Annotated in this window: 20 protein-coding genes and 2 tRNA genes; 15 read left to right on the top strand and 7 right to left on the bottom strand. The window is 36.1% G+C overall.

Annotated features, from left to right (window positions below):
• Positions 1 to 10 precede the first annotated feature (10 nt).
• Positions 11 to 598, top strand: coding sequence for a class I SAM-dependent methyltransferase (locus tag K4G57_RS09085; RefSeq protein WP_236035816.1), 588 nt, complete (start codon positions 11 to 13; stop codon positions 596 to 598).
• On the top strand, positions 561 to 1,139 hold the full coding sequence (locus K4G57_RS09080; RefSeq protein ID WP_236035815.1) for a hypothetical protein: 579 nt from the start codon (positions 561 to 563) through the stop codon (positions 1,137 to 1,139). Before K4G57_RS09085 ends, K4G57_RS09080 begins: the two co-directional genes overlap by 38 nt.
• 15 nt (positions 1,140 to 1,154) lie before the next feature.
• Here K4G57_RS09080 and K4G57_RS03830 read toward each other — a convergent pair.
• From K4G57_RS03830 to glmM, 3 genes are all read right to left on the bottom strand, one after another.
• A tRNA-Val gene (locus tag K4G57_RS03830) sits at positions 1,155 to 1,230 on the bottom strand.
• A gap of 34 nt (positions 1,231 to 1,264) precedes the next feature.
• Positions 1,265 to 1,753 carry a signal peptidase II gene (lspA, locus tag K4G57_RS03825; protein ID WP_236033209.1) on the bottom strand — a complete coding sequence of 163 codons (489 nt, stop codon included), beginning with the start codon at positions 1,751 to 1,753 and terminating at the stop codon, positions 1,265 to 1,267.
• On the bottom strand, positions 1,747 to 3,084 hold the full coding sequence (gene glmM, locus K4G57_RS03820) for a phosphoglucosamine mutase (RefSeq protein WP_221531892.1): 1,338 nt from the start codon (positions 3,082 to 3,084) through the stop codon (positions 1,747 to 1,749). The genes lspA and glmM overlap by 7 nt, the downstream gene beginning before the upstream one ends.
• Before the next feature lie 80 nt (positions 3,085 to 3,164).
• On the opposite strand from glmM, the gene rpsT reads away from it, so the two are divergent.
• The 3 genes from rpsT (at position 3,165) to K4G57_RS03805 (ending at position 4,692) form a co-directional block, all read left to right on the top strand.
• Positions 3,165 to 3,440, top strand: a complete 276-nt coding sequence (rpsT, locus tag K4G57_RS03815; protein ID WP_221531893.1) for a 30S ribosomal protein S20 — start codon at positions 3,165 to 3,167, stop codon at positions 3,438 to 3,440.
• 31 nt (positions 3,441 to 3,471) lie between these two features.
• The gene (gene prfA, locus K4G57_RS03810) at positions 3,472 to 4,542 is read left to right on the top strand and encodes a peptide chain release factor 1 (RefSeq protein WP_221531894.1); all 1,071 of its coding nucleotides are present in this window, start codon (positions 3,472 to 3,474) and stop codon (positions 4,540 to 4,542) included.
• Positions 4,543 to 4,601: 59 nt separating this feature from the next.
• Positions 4,602 to 4,692 (top strand) — tRNA-Ser (locus K4G57_RS03805).
• A gap of 548 nt (positions 4,693 to 5,240) precedes the next feature.
• Here K4G57_RS03805 and K4G57_RS03800 read toward each other — a convergent pair.
• The 4 genes from K4G57_RS03800 to K4G57_RS03785 all read right to left on the bottom strand — a co-directional run bounded on the left by K4G57_RS03800 (position 5,241) and on the right by K4G57_RS03785 (position 10,016).
• Positions 5,241 to 6,143 (bottom strand): phosphate/phosphite/phosphonate ABC transporter substrate-binding protein, encoded by a 903-nt coding sequence (locus K4G57_RS03800; RefSeq protein ID WP_221531895.1) that lies wholly within the window; start codon positions 6,141 to 6,143, stop codon positions 5,241 to 5,243.
• 9 nt (positions 6,144 to 6,152) lie between these two features.
• Entirely contained in the window at positions 6,153 to 7,277 is a 1,125-nt protein-coding gene (locus K4G57_RS03795; RefSeq protein WP_221531896.1) for an acyl-CoA dehydrogenase family protein, read from the bottom strand.
• Positions 7,278 to 7,367: 90 nt separating this feature from the next.
• The gene (locus K4G57_RS03790) at positions 7,368 to 8,543 is read right to left on the bottom strand and encodes a ferritin-like domain-containing protein (protein WP_221531897.1); all 1,176 of its coding nucleotides are present in this window, start codon (positions 8,541 to 8,543) and stop codon (positions 7,368 to 7,370) included.
• A 393-nt stretch (positions 8,544 to 8,936) separates the two neighbouring features.
• Positions 8,937 to 10,016: a glycosyltransferase family 4 protein gene (locus tag K4G57_RS03785; protein WP_221561802.1), complete on the bottom strand. Its 1,080-nt coding sequence runs from the start codon at positions 10,014 to 10,016 to the stop codon at positions 8,937 to 8,939.
• 168 nt (positions 10,017 to 10,184) lie between these two features.
• On the opposite strand from K4G57_RS03785, the gene K4G57_RS03780 reads away from it, so the two are divergent.
• From K4G57_RS03780 to mrdA, 10 genes are read left to right on the top strand one after another with little or no spacing between them, the layout of a single operon-like run.
• Positions 10,185 to 11,258 (top strand): lytic transglycosylase domain-containing protein, encoded by a 1,074-nt coding sequence (locus K4G57_RS03780; RefSeq protein ID WP_221531899.1) that lies wholly within the window; start codon positions 10,185 to 10,187, stop codon positions 11,256 to 11,258.
• Position 11,259: 1 nt separating this feature from the next.
• Positions 11,260 to 12,081: a septal ring lytic transglycosylase RlpA family protein gene (locus K4G57_RS03775; RefSeq protein ID WP_221531900.1), complete on the top strand. Its 822-nt coding sequence runs from the start codon at positions 11,260 to 11,262 to the stop codon at positions 12,079 to 12,081.
• A 9-nt stretch (positions 12,082 to 12,090) separates the two neighbouring features.
• A complete protein-coding gene (gene hisB / locus K4G57_RS03770; protein ID WP_221531901.1) occupies positions 12,091 to 12,663 on the top strand; it encodes an imidazoleglycerol-phosphate dehydratase HisB in 573 nt (190 codons plus the stop codon).
• Complete coding sequence (locus K4G57_RS03765) at positions 12,660 to 13,154, top strand: KdsC family phosphatase (RefSeq protein ID WP_221531902.1); 495 nt, start codon at positions 12,660 to 12,662, stop codon at positions 13,152 to 13,154. The genes hisB and K4G57_RS03765 overlap by 4 nt, the downstream gene beginning before the upstream one ends.
• On the top strand, positions 13,138 to 13,686 hold the full coding sequence (locus tag K4G57_RS03760) for a hypothetical protein (RefSeq protein WP_221531903.1): 549 nt from the start codon (positions 13,138 to 13,140) through the stop codon (positions 13,684 to 13,686). Before K4G57_RS03765 ends, K4G57_RS03760 begins: the two co-directional genes overlap by 17 nt.
• Positions 13,683 to 14,144, top strand: a complete 462-nt coding sequence (locus K4G57_RS03755) for an LptA/OstA family protein (protein ID WP_221531904.1) — start codon at positions 13,683 to 13,685, stop codon at positions 14,142 to 14,144. The genes K4G57_RS03760 and K4G57_RS03755 overlap by 4 nt, the downstream gene beginning before the upstream one ends.
• Positions 14,144 to 14,812, top strand: a complete 669-nt coding sequence (locus tag K4G57_RS03750) for a GTP-binding protein (RefSeq protein WP_221531905.1) — start codon at positions 14,144 to 14,146, stop codon at positions 14,810 to 14,812. The genes K4G57_RS03755 and K4G57_RS03750 overlap by 1 nt, the downstream gene beginning before the upstream one ends.
• Positions 14,809 to 15,333: a GNAT family N-acetyltransferase gene (locus K4G57_RS03745; RefSeq protein ID WP_221531906.1), complete on the top strand. Its 525-nt coding sequence runs from the start codon at positions 14,809 to 14,811 to the stop codon at positions 15,331 to 15,333. The genes K4G57_RS03750 and K4G57_RS03745 overlap by 4 nt, the downstream gene beginning before the upstream one ends.
• Positions 15,300 to 15,764, top strand: coding sequence for a hypothetical protein (locus K4G57_RS03740; protein ID WP_236033210.1), 465 nt, complete (start codon positions 15,300 to 15,302; stop codon positions 15,762 to 15,764). Before K4G57_RS03745 ends, K4G57_RS03740 begins: the two co-directional genes overlap by 34 nt.
• Position 15,765: 1 nt before the next feature.
• Positions 15,766 to 17,625, top strand: coding sequence for a penicillin-binding protein 2 (mrdA, locus tag K4G57_RS03735; protein WP_221531908.1), 1,860 nt, complete (start codon positions 15,766 to 15,768; stop codon positions 17,623 to 17,625).
• Positions 17,626 to 17,632 lie beyond the last annotated feature (7 nt).

The following is a 17,632-nucleotide window of genomic DNA, read 5'->3' as shown; positions in this document are numbered from 1 at the left end:
GAAATAACAAATGCACTACATTAACAGAGAATTTTGCCCAATCACAGCCCAAAAGGAATTTGAAGAATTATCCAATGACAAATTTCCGCTTTTTTGTGGTTGTGTGGATCCAAAAGAACCCAACAACGATATATCACCTATGCAAGAATGGGTGATATATCAAAGTGGAGTCATCGCTCTTAAAAAACTTATCCCTTTAGAGATTTTATACAAAAATGGGCATGACGCAGGTAGTGTTGGTGCTATCTGGGAGAACCACCATAAAGAGTTTGCAGATTTTATCTTAGAATCTCCTCCTAAGAATGTTTTAGAAATTGGCGGGGGACATGGAAAATTATCCAAAAATTGTTTAGAAAAAAGCGACATAAATTGGACAATTATTGAACCAAACTCAACAAATAAAAATAGCCAAGTAAAATACATAGACGGCTATTTTGAAAATCACAACATCAATGAAAATTTTGACTGCATTGTGCATAGCCATTTATTTGAACACATCTATGAACCACACAAATTCTTAAAAAAATGCTACAAGATTCTAAATAATAGGGGGGGGGCAGATGGTGTTCTCTCTCCCCAATATGCAAAAATGGCTTGAAAATAAATGGACAAACTGCCTAAATTTTGAGCATACGATTTTTATAAATGAAAACGTAATAGAGTTTTTACTCCAACAAAATAACTTCTCCATTATTGATAAAAAATACTTTGGTGAGCATTCTATATTTATAAGGGCAAAACTAGATAATCACTTAATTAAGATGCCATTAAATCTAAACTACGATGCAAACAAAAAACTCTTTTTGGAGATGGAAGATTACTATTTTAACACCATAAAACAAATCAATGCGCGTATTCAAAATAGCAAAAAAGAAATTTATCTTTTTGGTGCGCATTTATTTTCTCAATACTTACTTTACAAAGGTTTAAAAAGTGAAAAAATCAAAAATATATTAGATAATAATCCGAATAAACAAGGAAAAAGATTATACGGAACAAATTACATTGTGCAATCTCCAAAAATATTGCAAAACAGCAACAACATTATGGTAATCCTTTGTGCAGGCGCATACAATGATGAAATTGCAAAGGATATTCAAGAAAATATTAATAGCACAATTGAGATTCTTAAGTTCTAATGGATTAAAGGAGTTTGGTGGTCACGACTGGACTTGAACCAGCGACCACTACCATGTCAAGGTAGTGCTCTACCAACTGAGCTACGCGACCTATTAATTTTATCTAAGAATAGTCGCATATTCTATCACAGCACGCTTTTATCTTTTCTTAAAAATACGTTAAATAAAATAAATGCCACGCCGACATTAATCATCACATCAGCAAAATTAAAAATCGCAAATTCAAATTTATAATGCCAAAAGATATAATCCACTACCCCTCCATGGACAAACCTATCTAAAACATTTGAAATCCCTGCACCAAAAATCATTCCAAGTGCTATACAATGCGCTCTTAGAATCTCTCCGTGCTTCCATAAATAAAAAAAGATTCCAGCCAAAAGAGCAATTTGCAAGTATTTCAACCACTCTTGCAAAAATGCAAACATTGAAAACGCCACACCCTTATTATACACAAGCAGCAGAGAAATCACATCTGTTGCATAAATCCTATCTCCATGCTTATAACCATTTAAGACAAAGCACCATTTAATTGCTTGATCTATCACGAGCACGACACACAAAGCAATGAAAAAGCTAAACCAAATTCTACTTTTAGAATTTTTAACTAGCAAATTTTATCCTTAAAGTATTCTTCACATTTCTGCATTGCTTTTTCTAGCACCTTTTTATCTTTGCCTTCTAACAGAATGCGCAATTTATTTTCCGTGCCGCTATAACGAATTAAATGACGAATATTTTGTGATGCAATAGATTTTAAAAAGACTTCATAATTCTCTAGCGATTCTAAATTTGGTTTAGCTTTTACAGAAAGATTCTCTAAAATCTGCGGATAAAGATTGAAGCAATTTAAGGCTTTAGAAGCGCATTTCTTACTCTTTAGAATATATGCCATTGTCTGTAAAGCACTCACTAATCCATCGCCTGTTTTTGCAAAATCACTAAAAATAATGTGCCCACTTTGCTCCCCTCCAAAGTTTAAATTCTTCTCAAGCATTGCTTCAAGGACATATTTATCCCCCACATTAGAGCGCACAAGCGCAATTCCATGAGACTTTAAGAATTCCTCTAATGCGTAATTACTCATAATTGTTGCAACAACGGCATTATTTTTTAGCATTTTAGATTCCTTAGCAGCTAAGGCTAGGACACCTATTAGTTTATCCCCATGGACGACTTCACCCTTTTCATCAACAACTACAAGTCTATCTGCATCACCATCAAGAGCAAATCCAATATCAGCACGCACACGGCGCACTTCTTCTTGTAGCATTAAAGGTTGTGTTGCTCCACAATTTTCATTAATATTAAAACCATTTGGAGAATCATTAATAACAAAAACTTCCGCTCCAAGCTCACTAAAAATTGTCGGCGCAACCTTATATGCAGCCCCATTAGCACAATCAAGCACAACACGGATTCCATGCAAAGATAAGTTTTTTGGGAAAGAGTTTTTAATATGCACAATATAACGTCCCACAACATCATCAATTCTCTTAGATGAGCCAATCTCTTTACCTCTTTTTTGCGCAGATTCAAGTATTCCTAAGTCATTATAAATCTTCTCAATTGCCTCTTCATCTTTTTCATCAATCTTATACCCACTGCGTCCAAAAAATTTGATTCCATTATCCATAAAAGGATTATGACTAGCACTAACCATTATCCCTCCATCGCAACGCATATCCTCTGTCAAATACGCAATTGCTGGTGTCGGCATAGGTCCAATTTGGATCACTTCATAACCCACTGCTGTAAGTCCGCTAACAAGGGCATTTTCTAGCATGTATCCACTCCGCCTAGTGTCTTTGCCCACTAGGACTCTATTTGTTTTTGCATGTTCTCTGTAATAAATCCCCGTTGCAATCCCAAGTTTAAGTGCGCAAAATGCGTCTAACTTCACACCTGCTTCACCCCTTACACCATCTGTCCCAAATAACTTCATAATTACGCCTTTTTATTTGCTTTTAATAAAATATTAAATAGAATTTTAGCTTAAATTTTTTACAAAAGGATTAATACCCTATGGCAAATCATAAATCGGCAGAGAAACGCATTCGTCAGACAAAAAAGCGCACAGAAAGGAATCGCTACTACAAAACAAGAATTAAAAATATGACAAGAGCTTTAAAAGAAGCAATTGATGCAAAAGACTTAAGCAAAGCTCAAGAAACAATGCGACAAATCAACCAAAACTTCCACAGCTATGTTAGCAAAGGAATACTAACTAAAAACACCGCCGCTAGAAAAGTTAGTCGCTTGAATGCTTCTGTTAAAAAACTTGCCCTAGCAAACGCTTAAAATTAGCGTTTGTTCCCCTAAAACCCTATATATGTTAGCTTCTAAACTTCAACCTTTCATCAAACGCTATGATGAAATTAGCGCATTGCTCATAGACCCTAATATCTTAGAGGATATTAAGCGCATTACAGAGCTTAGCAAAGAACAAAGCGATTTAGAAGAACTTGTAGAAAAAGCGCGTAGATACCTTAATAACCTCCGAAGCATTGAAGAAAATAAGGCATTGCTAGATGATAAAGAATTAGGCGATTTGGCAAAGGAGGAAATTAAAGAAGCAGAATCACAAAATATAGCTTTAGAAGCAGAAATCAAGGTTTTATTACTTCCAAAAGACCCTAATGATGATAAAAACATTTACTTAGAATTGCGCGCAGGGACAGGAGGCGATGAAGCTGGAATCTTTGTTGGAGATTTATTTCGTTCCTATGTGCGCTATGCAGATCTTAAAGGTTGGAAAGTAGAAATCATTAGCTCTAGTGAAAATAGCGTGGGGGGCTATAAGGAAATCATTGCGCTTGTAAAAGGCAAAGGTGCATATTCAAGACTAAAATATGAAGGCGGAACACATCGTGTGCAGCGCGTTCCAGCCACAGAATCACAAGGGCGTGTGCATACTTCAGCAATCACGGTTGCAATAATGCCTGAAGTAGATGATGTAGAAGTGGTGATTAACCCAAATGACTTGCGTATTGAAGTCTTTCGCGCAGGAGGACATGGTGGGCAGTGCGTAAATACCACAGATTCCGCTGTTAGAATCACACATATTCCAACGGGCATTAGTGTTTCTATGCAAGATGAGAAATCTCAACATAAAAACAAAGACAAAGCAATGAAAATCTTAAAAGCTAGAATCTATGAGGCAGAGCTTGAAGCACAAATGGAGCAAAATGCAGAAACTAGAAAATCTCAAGTAGGAAGCGGAGATAGGAGCGAGAGAATCCGCACTTATAATTACCCACAAAACCGACTAACAGACCATCGCGTTGGGCTTACACTATATAGCTTAGAAGAAATTATGCTAAGTGGAAATTTAGATTCCGTAATTGATCCAATCGTGGCATACTTCCAAGCAGAAGCCTTACAAAATAGCGGAATCACATAATTTTAAGCTCTCTTTTACTTAAAATTGCTATAATTACGCCTCATTATTTTTACTCTTTTGGACAGATGGGTGAGTTGGCTGAAACCACATCCCTGCTAAGGATGCGTAGTCGCAAGATTACCGAGAGTTCGAATCTCTCTCTGTCCGCCACTACTACTTTGAAAAATTAGAATCTAAATTTTAATTACCTAAAAATCCTCTCACAATCAAGACTTTGTAAAAGTGGTTCTTAAACACAAAATACTCTTTATAGATGGATTCACAACCTTTTTCTTTGGAGTATCTTTGCCGTTTATAGAAAAAGAAAGAAAATGTATCCATTTCTATTAAATAAAGACTATCTTAACCTTTTAAATTGATTATCTTAAAGCACATTGACACTTATTAAACTTTGTTTGCAAATTTCAAAATCTTTTTACCCTTACCATTACAATGCTTTATCCTTAATATAAATTTTTAATCAAGAAATATTTTCTTCAGGCTTTGTAGATAACAAGCCTGAAAGATTCCAAAGAAGTTTTTACAGAATTGAGAGTGAAATTACTTTAAGACCAACAAAATGCCTATTGCCTAGCAAAAAATTTGTTAATTTGGTAGAATCAGAAGTGCTTATTGCTCACTCCTTGATGAACTCTAAGAGTAAGCAAAATTTGCACCTAAGAAATCTTAACCTTATCTAATATAAGAATTACGCGTAACTAAAGGGTGTTTTTCAAAAGATTTTGTTCTTCCATTGCCTTATAAATTATATCATAAGCCCTAAGCTCACTCTCACCAACTCTAATCCACGCATTCAAGCCCTCCATTTGCATCATTTTTGCAATCACAGGATTATCTTTTTTGGCATTTTGACTAAGCAACATTTGAGTAAAGGATTCTGCAAGCTTAGAATCAAATTTTGGCATGACAGAAAAATTACAATGACAATATCCCGGACTCGTCCAAAAACTCTCAATATCTGGATAACTACCCTCTTGTAAGATTCTAATCCAAGTGCTTGAACCAATACTCCCTGCATCAAGCTCTCCAGCCTTGATTGCTTCTAAAATCTCAAATTCGCTTCTCCCTGTATCTCCATGCTTACCCACATCACTATTGTGGCGCACAACAGAGAGGCTAGAAGTCTTTAACGTATCGCTCTTTCCTCTACCACACGCATCTGGAGAATCAAATTCTTGCAAAATAACATCTTGTGCGCATTCTTTTTGCAAATAATACAACCCCATAATTGCCGCTTGTGCAGAATCCATTGAACCTAGCCCAAAACGTTTATTCTTTAAATCTGCAATATTTTGGATTCCACTTCCCTTTTTACAAACAAATTTTGTAGTAAAATCCACATCTGTATCACGCATTACTAACGCTCTTGCTTTCCCTTGTGTTGCGTGCAATGTTCGAATCCAAGCCACATTTGTATTCCAAGCAACATCAATATGCCCATTAAGCAACGCATCCACTTGCCTCTCATAATTACTAAAAAGCACATAGTCTAATTTACACCCAAAAATCTCTGCATTTGCATTAGCATAATCCCTAATAATATCCCAAATTGGCACAACCTTAGGGTCATACGCAACAGCTCCTAGTAATAATGTTTTCATTATATTCCTTTATTTTGTAATTGCATCGCCTAACCAAACTTTTAGCACATCAAGACTTGGTGCCATAACTTGTGAAGCAAGCGCATCACGCATATAACGCTCTAGTGGTAAGAGTTTGCTATAAGCCTTTCCTCCACCTAGACGCATTGCAAGTGTGCAAACCTCCATAACATTATGTGTTGCATTAATACGTGAAGCAAAGATTTTAGGAACTGCATCTTCAGCCCCTCTATCAAAGCTATTTGCCGCATCAAGAGCTAATGCGATTCCACTTTGTGTCTTAGCATACATATCTGCTAAATGGATTCTCACAAGCTCCACATCGCTAAGGGAAGTTTTGTTTGTATATTGTCTTGTTTTTGTGTGATTTAGTGCGCAATCATACGCAGCTTTTGCAAGCCCACTATACACCGCTGCAAGCCCTGTTACAAAGTGCATTAAAACTGCTCCTGCAGCACTCTCTCCTTGTCCTTCATCGCCAATTCTTAAAGCCTCGCTTACACTCACACCATTATACTGCACCGGCACTGACGCATTTCCTCGCATTCCTAAACCATTCCATACATTCTCTTCATGCAAAAGATTTTTAGAATCTTTATGCACAAGCCAAATGTTCTTAGTCCCTTTGTTTTGACAAGAATTTGTATAAGTCAAATAATAATCAGCATGTTTAGCGGAAGTTACGAAACTTTTGCGCCCTTTTAGAATTCTGTCTTTTCCATTGACCTCTTCTGTAATATCAGGTTCTCCAAAGTGTGTCCCAGAACCACTTTCACTAAAAGCAAGCGCGAAAGCAATCTCACCTTTAGCAACTTTTGGCAAAAACTCTTGCTTTAGTGCTTCAGAGCCTGTTGCACAAAGTCCAGCCACAGAAGTGTTGTGCATCATATAGCAAAGTGCCGTTGTTGCGCAGTATTGCGCTAGAGCATAGCAAACTTGCGTATGTTCATAGTTTCCACCACCTAAGCCTCCATATTCTTTTGGAACTAAAAGTCCCATATAACCCTCTTTACGTAGTGCATCATAAGCGGATTTGGGAAATTTTCCCTCCTTGTCTGCTTCTTGCGTTAGGGGGGCGACATATTTCTTACCAAAAGCAAGCGTGGATTCCAAAATTGTTTCTTTTTTTAGCATTTAAGCTCCTTTTTTGTGTTAAATAATCACACGGATTTTAAAGGATATAAACCCTTTGGGATAACGTAATTTACGTTACCACAAAAGATTCTACATAAAATTTGGTGTGTGCGCCTTGCTAAGTTCCCTTGCAAGTTCCTCATCAATTCCACATTCAATCAAACGTTTTGTGCGGTTTTTCTCCATTTTATACTTAAGTTCCTCTAGGGCTTCAAAGCCTCTTTTTAAAGCATTTGGAGCATTGCCACCCCCAGCAATTACTGCTAAGGATTCTAGTAGCAGTGTAGATTCCCCACTTAATTCATCTAAATAGCTTCTACGCTCTAACACAGAACGTTTTAAAAGAGCAATTTTACTAGGATTGCTACTTAAGCCCTGCTTGATATGCGCCATTCCATAAGCGACATGACGCATTTCATCTTTTCTTGCAAGGCGCAAAAGTTTTTTTGTTGGCGCATCTAAAATATGGTCTTCTAGAAAATGGAGTAAATCTACAAAAGTCCCCTCACCCATAATGTGCAATAAAAAACTAGATACAAAATAATTTTCCTCACGAAATAGCGTCCAAAGGCTTTGTTGTGTAGTTAGCGTAGAATATTGTAATCCCAAACCTGTGGCTTTTGCACGTTTGATAAAAACTTCAATATGCCTTGCCTCATCACCAATAATGCTTGAAAGCAACAAAGGCACTTCTGTGTAATAAGGTGAGATTTTTGGCAGGAATTTTGAAGGCACATAAAGGGCTGAAAACTCATTTTCTACAAGGTAAGTCATAACTTGAGCAATAGCAAATTCTAACGCCTTTTCATAAGCTGGAATCGCATTCCACTCAATTTCACTTGTCGCATTCCACTGCGCAGACTTGGAGTCTTCATAAAGACGTTTAAGATTCTCACTCCAAATACTTTCTTTATGGTTTAACATAAAGTCATATTCTGGGCTTGCTATCTGTGGTAGAGAATCCCTTGCAGTAAGTCCAAAAGCCTTAGGCGCAAGGGACAATATGGAGTCGGTTTTTAAAGATGGAAATGCACTTAAGGATTGTTTTTGGAATATATAAGCAAAACAATGCTTTAAAGGAGTTTTTTGAATAAACTTCTCCCCTTTTAAACGGCACCATGCGCTAAGCTCGGATTCTAGGTTATCAAAATCGCTCACCACTTCAATAGTAGCATTACTTGAAGCGAGCAAAAATGCATTTTCAAGACGCATAAAAAAGAGCTTTCCTAATGGAATCTCTCCCATAAAAATTGTATTTGTAGGCATTTTGAACTTTTTAAAAGTGAATTGTAGCGCTAGCTATGGGCTTTTCACACGGAAAACAACACAGCAACAAATGCAGTGAATAAGGCGAGGATTATAGCACAAAACAAATGTGTTTAACTCCTACTCTTTAAATTTTATCTCTTTTACCTAAACTTTATCTGCAATCTAGGCTTGTGCCATTTGTAAAGATAAGAAAAATTGCAAAATAAAAATACCAACTCCTTGCCTTAAGCCTTTAGAACAAAAGGCACATCAAGCATTACCTTATCACAATAAGACTAACATTAAAAAGCCTTAAGAGTTTTTGTAAATCCTCTCATTTGAATAAAAATGCAAGTTTCCTAACTCAAGCTAACTTTGAAACTATAACGCAATACAAATCTACAAAAAAATTCAAGCTTTATTTTGTAAAAGTTTAAAAAGCTCAAGCCACTTTTCTAAAATCTTAAGTTTAGAAAATTTTTCACTAACAATTTGCCGTGCATTTTGCCCAAAATTTTTTCTTAAACTCTCATCACTCATCAAAAGTTTAAGTTTATTCGCGTAAGTTTTTAAATCCCCATCTAAGATTAAAAAACCACTTTTTCCATCAACTATAATATCACTAGGTCCTGTAAGAATGTCAAAGGCAACGCAAGGCAGGGCAAAACTACAAGCCTCAAGTAAAACAGTGGGTAAGCCTTCTTTATAAGAGCTTAAGCAGTAAATGCTAGCATTTAAATATTCTTCTTTGATGTTTTTTGTAAAAGGCTTCAAAATGCAGTTTGATAAGCCTTTTTGTTTAATGAGAGCTTCTAGCTTTGGTTTAAATTCACCCTCGCCTACTATAACAAGCTTCCATTCTTTAAAATCCTTCTCCCCACTCAACAAAGACCAAATTTCTATCAAACGCGCAAAACCTTTTATATCATCTTCACTCATTCTGCCTATACTTAATAGTGTTTTGGTGCGCGTATTTGTTTCTTGTTTTGCTAAAGTAGGCATAAAATTAGGAATATAATAAACATTATTAAATTTCTTTTGCCAAAGTTGCATTTCTTTTAAAGAAATCACGACCAAAGCATCAAAAATTTTATCTTTATAAGTGTAGGTATTTTTAAAATCCGAATGCTTGATTTTAATGTATTTTGTCTTTTTATTTTTAAATAAGGGATAAAAATAACAATTGTGGATAATAAAATCTTTATCTTTATATAAAGCTTTTAATCTTGCCGCCACAAAAAGCCTATAAATAGTCTTTGTAAAGGCTTTTAAAATAAAGTTTTTGCTATGGACATTAAACTTTGCTTCATAAAATGTAAGCTTGATATTAGAATCTAAATCAAACTTACACCCCCCCCCCCCACCAGAATTATAAAAACTAAGAATTTCCACATTAAACCCAAGTTCATTAAAGGCATTTGCTAAATTACAAACAACCCTTTCTAAACCTCCGCCTATTGTAATATCGTTTGCAGTTAATAGAATTTTCATTACACTCCTTATTTCAAAGCTTTATCAAGAAAGCCAATTTACATAATTTTGCTTAAAATCCTACCTTTGCTTTTCTAAGCTAAACTTAAATTTATTGAAAAATTAGAATTTTTTAGATAAAATAACTAATTTTTTAAGTTCAATTTTATTTAATAAGGTCATCTCAAAATGAAAATTTTTTATATCTTGCTTTGTCTGTTTTCATTAAGTTATGCGCAATTTGATGGTTTAAGCTACGATATGCGTAGCGAAGAGGTGCTAAAAACCTTTGATGTTGAACCAGAATTTTTAAACAATACTTATTTTATTGATGTAAAAAATACCTTTTTGGGCGATGCTAATCAAAATTATTTACTCTCAAAGTTCAAAAATGGACAAGAATTTATCCCAACCTTAAAAGAAATGTTCCTAAAAGAAGGAATCCCTCAAGAGTTTTTGTATCTTGCAATGATAGAATCAGGCTTTTCCCTCACTGCAAAATCTAGCAAACGTGCCATTGGAATGTGGCAGTTTATACCAAAAACTGCGCAATCTTTAGGACTCTCTATTAATGCACAAATTGATGAGCGCAAAGACCCTATCAAATCCACACAAGCTGCTATTATGTATTTAAAATCCCTAAAAGCTTCTTTTGGCAAATGGTATCTTGCGGCAATTGCTTATAATTGCGGCGATGGACGCTTAAGAAAAGCAATCGAGAAAGCAGGCAGCGACTCATTAAGTGTGCTATTAGACCCAGAAGAAAAATATATTCCACTAGAGAGTCGAATGTATATCCGTAAAATCCTCTCTGTCTCCTTGCTTTTTCACAACATTGACATGCTAAAAACCAACAACTACGACTACTTCTTAAATCGTGGTGCAAATTCGCTTCTTGCGACTATTGAAGTAGCCCCAGCCACACCGCTTAACCAAATTGCCTCCAAAGCTGGAATCTCTTTAAACGCGTTAAAACACTACAATCCGCAATTTAAACGCACAATCACACCAACATTTGCTAGAACTTACAACGTGCATATCCCCTATCAATTTCTAGCACAATACAAAGAAAACACGCAAAATCAAGAATCCATTAAAATTAAACCTTACCTTGTGCATCGTGTAGGCAAGGGAGAGACTATGCATTCTATTGCCAAACGTTATGGTGTGCCAAGTAAGCAAATCGCACAACAAAATGGAATCACAAACTCCAATGCACTCTCCATTAATCAAGAAATTGTGATTCCACTTAATAGGGGGTAGTATGCAAACTTTTAGGAGTTTTTTAGAGGCTTTCGCAACTTTTTTAATACTTTTGTTGCTTAGTGGTTGTGGTTCTAAAGGAACAAATATTCCTTATAATAGCAGTGCGCCAAATTATGGCACAATGCACAACAGCACTCAAGCACAAAAAGCCACAATGCGACCTTATCAGATTAATGGCAAATGGTATTATCCCACAACCGTTACACTAGGGGAAAGCTATGATGGAATCGCAAGTTGGTATGGTCCTAAATTCCATGGCAAAAAAACTTCTAATGGTGAGACTTACAGCATGTATGCGCACACTGCGGCACACAAAACTTTACCTATGAATACAATCGTACGTGTTACAAGCAAGGAAAATGGGCGCTCTACGATTGTGCGCATTAACGATAGAGGTCCTTTTGTTGCAGGAAGAATTATTGACCTATCCAAAAGTGCCGCACAAGATATTGATATGCTAACAAAAGGCACAGCGCGTGTACGCGTGGAAGTCATTGGCTTTAATGGTGCGATTTCTAACTCCTTGCCACTTAATCAAGAAACTATTGCACGTAGTGAATACAAGGTTGCTACAACACAAAAAACAATGCAGCTTTCACAATTCCTCGTTCAAATTGGTGCATTTAGGCGCAAAGAAGGTGCGCAAAGCTACCAAAAAAGCCACACAGATATTCATGGCTATCAAGCCATCATTAAAGAATATATCCTTGATAATGCCCCCATTTATCGTGTAATGCTAAGTGGTTTTAAAAGCGAAGCAGAAGCAAGAGACTTCATCGCTTCCCAAAAAATCACAGGGGCATTTATCACCACAGAATAAGGTTTAAAAATGCAAACATTAACACGTAACACAAAAGAGACACAAATCACGGCTTCTTTGGAAGTTTATGGTAGTGGAGATAGCAATATAAAAAGTGGAATCGGATTTTTTGATCATATGCTCCAAGCCCTTTGTAAGCATGCAAATTGGAATTTAAATCTCACTTGCAATGGGGATTTGGAAGTAGATTTTCATCATAGCATAGAGGATTGTGGAATCGTAATTGGCTCACTTTTAAAAAGCTCTATTTTTCCCATTAGTCAAGTAGAACGTTTTGGAAACGCAAGTGTTGTTATGGATGAGGCATGCGTAGAATGTGATTTAGATTTAAGTAACCGCCCATTTTTAGTCTATGAAGTGCCATTAAGCGGAAAAGTTGGAGAATTTGACTGCGAGTTAGCCGAAGAGTTTTTTCGCGCTGTTGTAGTTAATGCTGGAATCTCTGCGCACATCGTTACAAAAAGAGGTAAAAATCATCACCACTTACTAGAAGCGACATTCAAAGCTTTTGCTGTTGCTTTGCGCAGAGCATGCACAAAAAACGAAGCACTTGGAATCCCTAGCACAAAGGGCGTATTATGATTAAACTCATTGTGCTAGATGTGGATGGAACACTCAGTGATGGAAACATTATTTATAGTGATAATGGGGCAGAGATTAAGGCATTTAATGTCAAAGATGGCTTAGGAATTGCTACGTGGATTAAATTAGGACGACAAGTTGCAATCATTACAGGTAGAAAATCTAAGCTTGTAGAAAATCGTGCTAGAGAGTTAAACATTACCTACATTAAGCAAGGTATTAAAGATAAAGCACAAGCCTTAAAGGAAATTCTAACAGAGGCAAATATTGCATTAAGCGAAGTAGCAATTATCGGTGATGATTTAAATGATTTAAGTATGCTTAGACTTGTAAAACACTCCTACGCACCAAAAGATGCCGCTAAAATCGTCAAACAAAATGTACGCAAAGTTTTAAAGCAAAAAGGCGGCAAAGGTGCTGTGCGCGCAATGATTGATGTGCTTATTAAAAAAGAAAATTTAGAGGCGAAACTCTATGGGCTTTTTGTTTAATTCCCCAAAAACCCAAAGCGGACAACTTGTAACTCTTTTTTTTATTGCGCTGTGTGGATTTAGTATCACAATGGTGCTAGTCCTAAGTACCAAACACACACGCATTACGCAGACCCAACAAGACATCACACGTTTTGAAGTGCTTGATTTTGAATATTTTAAAATTACAGAAAGTGGAGTAAATACCATAGCCAGAGGCAAAAAAGCAAAAGAAAACACAAAGAAAGAAAGTGAATTAGAATCCTTAAATATAAAAAATCTTAATAATACGACACAAGAACATTTACAAGCAGATTTTGCTCTCTATAATAACCGCGATATTTTCTTTCCACAAGGAGTGCGTTACACACGCGATAATACGAAGTTTTGGAGCCAACAAGCACGTTATTATCCAGATTCCAAAAACCTAGAAGGTATTGGTGAATTTGTGATTTTAGACAAAAATGCAACAATCCGTGGAAAAAATATTGTTTATAAAGACGAAAAAATCTATGCAACACATATCCATGGAACCTTAAGGACAAATCCATGAAATTCTTAATTGGAATCCTATTTTTAGGACTTTTTGCAATTGCAAATGAAATTGAAGTGAGTGCGCAAGAATTTATTGGTGATGAGAAAAAGAGACTCACACATCTAAAGGGCAATGTAGAAATTAAACGTGCAGGCGATCGCTTGATTGCAAATGAAGCCTTTGTGAGTTTAGATTCCAATAATCGCCCTAACAAGATGCAAGCTGTTGGAAATGTACGTTTTTGGTTTAATTTAAAAGATGGGCGCAAGATTGAGGGGGAATCTAATCAAGCCCTTTATTTTCCTAATACACAAGAATACCAAATTTTAGGCAATGCAGTTGTGCGTGAAGTGGGTAAGAAAAATATCGTACGTGGCGATAAAATCATAGTCCGCTACAAAGATGGCTATATCAATGTTGTAGGTAATGCAAAAAAACCTGCACGTCTAATTTTTAAGCTAGACAAAGAACAATGATGCAAACCTTTACCCTAAAGAGTGCAAGCTTCCTAACTTCGGCACAAAATCTTTCACAATGTCCCCCACCAACACTTTCAGAAGTAGCATTTTTGGGACGTAGCAATGTGGGCAAAAGCACGTTAATTAATCTTTTATGTAACCAAAAAAAACTTGCTAAAAGCTCCTCTACTCCGGGCAAAACACAGCTAATTAACTTCTTCTTAACACAATGGAAAAAAAATGTCCCTAAAGATTCCGCACAAGATTCTGTATTTTTAGAATCCAAAAATTTAGATTCTACCTTAGAAGTTTTTAAGCTGATACTTGTGGATTTGCCGGGCTTTGGTTATGCTAAGGTTGCTAAAAGTCAAAAGGAATTGTGGAATCGCAATTTAGTAGAATTTTTACGCAAAAGAGATTGCATTAGATTATTTGTGCATTTAGTAGATAGCAGACACCCTAATTTAGAAATTGATGCAAATCTCATCACCTTTATCGGACAATTTTTAAGAGGAGACCAAAGGTTTGTGCAAATTTTTACAAAATTTGACAAACTCAATGTTAGCGAACAAAATAAGCTTAAAACTATATTTCCAAATGCCTTATTTTCAAGCTCTCTAAAGAAGCAAAATACTTCAAAAATTGCAGATTTTATTGTAGCAAACACATTAGGATATACCCTATGATTATAACTCCGCCAAAATTAAGTGATATTCCAACAATGCGTGAAATCGTCCGCCCAGAAGTAGAACGTGGCGTAATTTTAGAACGTAGTGTAGATACAATGGCAAATATGATTCGCTCTTACCGCATAGCTTGGGAGGAGAAAGCCATTTTAGATTCTAAACCCAAAAAACTCATTTTAGAAAAGAATCCCCTAAGTGCGCTTAAAAATCCTGTAATGCTAGGTTTTTGCGCTCTGCATTTGCATTCTGTATCCCTTGCTGAAATCAGAAGTTTAATTGTCGCCCCCTTTGCGCAACGTTTGAGTGTTGCTACGGCAATGATTTTGGATTGTCAAAGAGAGGGCAAGATACTAGGAGTTAAGGAGATTTTGGTGCTAACCTATAAACGCGAACTCTTTGAGAAGCTAGATTTTATAGAAATTAGCAAAGACAAAATTCCTAATCAAAAAATCTGGGCGGATTGTATTTTATGCAAACATTTTCCACTATGCGAAGAAATAGCACTGATAAAAGAAATCTAAGAATCTTTTTCTTAGTCATTTTTTCTATTGTTTATATCGCAATTACCGATATTTATTATTTTTTACCACCACTTTTTGGGGTTGTTTATGTTATTGCACAAGAAAAATATGAGGAACAATCCTTTGGAACATTTTATTTTTTTGTGCCATTTTTTCTCTATTTTGAAGCAAGCAAAGGCTTACCACTACTAAGCACCTTATTGTTTATTCTTTTTTCTTTTAAGATTCTCCTTCCAAAATTCCGCAAATTCTTTGGATATAGCAAAATTTTCATTCCCCTATTTATTTTTTATGCGTATTTTGGTTATTTTGCTTTCCTTTACTTTTTTGGTTGGCTTTTTGATACTCCAGTTCCGCAATTTTCATTGCTTTTAGCACTCTATGCGGGGATTGAAGTGTTTTTGATTTGGATTTTTTTATGGATTTTATAAAATGAATACACGCATTATTTTAGTTTTTAGCATTTTTATTTTATTTTGGCTTTTACTGCTTATTAGAATCTTTGATATTAGTATTTTAGAGCATAACAACTTTGAAGAACAAGCAAAAAAAAATATGCTACGTGAAGAACCCATTGTGCCAATCCGTGGGCAGATTCTAGATCGCAACGGACTGCCTCTTGCTACAAACACCATAGGTTTTAGCATTTCTCTACCCCCACGCCTATCTTTGCGCACGAACTTACCTCTTTTAGAACAAGAAATACAAAAACTTCTAGCCTTTTTTCCAGAATACTCTAAAGAAGAACTCATCAAAAAATATCGCCAAAAAGACTCTCCCTATAATCACGAGTTTATCTCTGTGATTGACTTTGTTGAACATGATGAAATTTTGAGGCTTTATCCCAAACTTAGCCAAAGTGATACACTGCGCATAATCCCACTAGCGCGTCGTTTCTATCCTAATAATGCCACTGCCTCACATATTATTGGCTATGTTAGTCGTGCAAATACTCAAGATATTGAGCGCCAACCCATCGCAAAATACACAGGAAATATCGGCAAAGAAGGGCTAGAACGCCAGTATGATACCTTTTTACAAGGAGAACTAGGAGAACGCGTAGTCAAAGTTACTGCACTCAATCAAGAAGTCGGTGTCCTCTCCCACAAAGAAGCTGTTGAAAATCGTAATCTTACCACCACACTTGATATTAATCTCCAACGCATAATGGATTCCATATTTGCAGATAAAAATGGAGCGGCAATTATTATGGATGCAAATAATGGTGAGATTTTAGCGGCAGGAAGTTACCCAGAATATGACTTAAACCATTTTGTTGGTGGAATCTCTTATGAGAATTGGAATTCCTTGCGCGATAACCCTTATAAACCACTAATTAACAAATTTATAAATGGCTTATATCCACCCGGTTCTGTTATAAAAATGGGAATGGGACTAGCACTTTTAGAATACACAGAAATTAATGAAAACACGGAAATTAAAACTCCACCTTTCATTGAACTTGGTGGGCGTAAATTTCGCGATTGGAAAAAGGAAGGACATGGAAGTGCAGACCTATACAAAGCCTTAAAACGTAGTGTAGATGTGTATTTTTATATCCTAGCCCAACGTACGGATTTTGAAAATATTGCTAATGTGCTAAGAAAAATGGGTTTAGGTGCAAAAACGGGTGTAGATTTGCCTAATGAGTTTATTGGAATTGTGCCTAGCCCCTCTTTTAAAAAAGAACGTTACAAACAAGATTGGTATACAGGCGATACTATTGTTAGCTCTATTGGACAAGGCTTATTTTTAACTACCCCCTTGCAGATTGCAAACTACACAGCACTCATTGCAAAAGGGAAGCTTCCTATTCCACATTTTGTGAAAAATATGGGGGGAAATCCCATTGATAAAACGCCAAAAGATGTCTTAAATCATTTTGAAAAAAGTAAGCTTCCAGTCTTGCGTGAAGGAATGCGACAAGTGTGTAGTCAAAGTGGAGGAACTGCAAATTATGCAACAAGAGATTCTAAAGCCTATCTAGCATGCAAAACAGGGACAGCACAAGTAGTCGGAATCTCCCAAGAAGATAAAACAAGAATAAAAGAAGCTGATATGGACTATTTTCACCGCTCTCAAGCTTGGATTACAGGATTTTTACCAGCAGATAATCCACACTATGTTATTACCGTAATGGTAGAACATGGCGGAAGTGGAAGCGGGGCAGGCGGTCCTGTGCTTGCAAAACTCTCTAATGCGCTTGTAGATTTAGGCTATGTTAAACCCTACAAAAAAGATTCTAAAACCCTAAGCCCAAATGACATAAGCTTTGAACTAGAAGCACAATAAATAGAAT

Source organism: Helicobacter turcicus (genome assembly GCF_019711685.1).
Taxonomy (GTDB): domain Bacteria; phylum Campylobacterota; class Campylobacteria; order Campylobacterales; family Helicobacteraceae; genus Helicobacter_D; species Helicobacter_D turcicus.
The sequence above is the reverse complement of the archived record's forward strand: the minus strand, read 5'-3'. Positions and strand labels throughout refer to the sequence as shown.

Bases quoted from the DNA above. Each gene is read 5' to 3' on its own strand.
- K4G57_RS09085 (WP_236035816.1), top strand. From the start codon at position 11: ATGCACTACATTAACAGAGAATTTTGCCCAATCACAGCCCAAAAGGAA.
- K4G57_RS09080 (WP_236035815.1), top strand. From the start codon at position 561: ATGGTGTTCTCTCTCCCCAATATGCAAAAATGGCTTGAAAATAAATGG.
- glmM (WP_221531892.1), bottom strand. From the start codon at position 3,084: ATGAAGTTATTTGGGACAGATGGTGTAAGGGGTGAAGCAGGTGTGAAG.
- rpsT (WP_221531893.1), top strand. From the start codon at position 3,165: ATGGCAAATCATAAATCGGCAGAGAAACGCATTCGTCAGACAAAAAAG.
- prfA (WP_221531894.1), top strand. From the start codon at position 3,472: ATGTTAGCTTCTAAACTTCAACCTTTCATCAAACGCTATGATGAAATT.
- K4G57_RS03800 (WP_221531895.1), bottom strand. From the start codon at position 6,143: ATGAAAACATTATTACTAGGAGCTGTTGCGTATGACCCTAAGGTTGTG.
- K4G57_RS03795 (WP_221531896.1), bottom strand. From the start codon at position 7,277: ATGCTAAAAAAAGAAACAATTTTGGAATCCACGCTTGCTTTTGGTAAG.
- K4G57_RS03790 (WP_221531897.1), bottom strand. From the start codon at position 8,543: ATGCCTACAAATACAATTTTTATGGGAGAGATTCCATTAGGAAAGCTC.
- K4G57_RS03785 (WP_221561802.1), bottom strand. From the start codon at position 10,016: ATGAAAATTCTATTAACTGCAAACGATATTACAATAGGCGGAGGTTTA.
- K4G57_RS03780 (WP_221531899.1), top strand. From the start codon at position 10,185: ATGAAAATTTTTTATATCTTGCTTTGTCTGTTTTCATTAAGTTATGCG.
- K4G57_RS03775 (WP_221531900.1), top strand. From the start codon at position 11,260: ATGCAAACTTTTAGGAGTTTTTTAGAGGCTTTCGCAACTTTTTTAATA.
- hisB (WP_221531901.1), top strand. From the start codon at position 12,091: ATGCAAACATTAACACGTAACACAAAAGAGACACAAATCACGGCTTCT.
- K4G57_RS03765 (WP_221531902.1), top strand. From the start codon at position 12,660: ATGATTAAACTCATTGTGCTAGATGTGGATGGAACACTCAGTGATGGA.
- K4G57_RS03760 (WP_221531903.1), top strand. From the start codon at position 13,138: ATGGGCTTTTTGTTTAATTCCCCAAAAACCCAAAGCGGACAACTTGTA.
- K4G57_RS03755 (WP_221531904.1), top strand. From the start codon at position 13,683: ATGAAATTCTTAATTGGAATCCTATTTTTAGGACTTTTTGCAATTGCA.
- K4G57_RS03750 (WP_221531905.1), top strand. From the start codon at position 14,144: ATGCAAACCTTTACCCTAAAGAGTGCAAGCTTCCTAACTTCGGCACAA.
- K4G57_RS03745 (WP_221531906.1), top strand. From the start codon at position 14,809: ATGATTATAACTCCGCCAAAATTAAGTGATATTCCAACAATGCGTGAA.
- K4G57_RS03740 (WP_236033210.1), top strand. From the start codon at position 15,300: ATGCGAAGAAATAGCACTGATAAAAGAAATCTAAGAATCTTTTTCTTA.
- mrdA (WP_221531908.1), top strand. From the start codon at position 15,766: ATGAATACACGCATTATTTTAGTTTTTAGCATTTTTATTTTATTTTGG.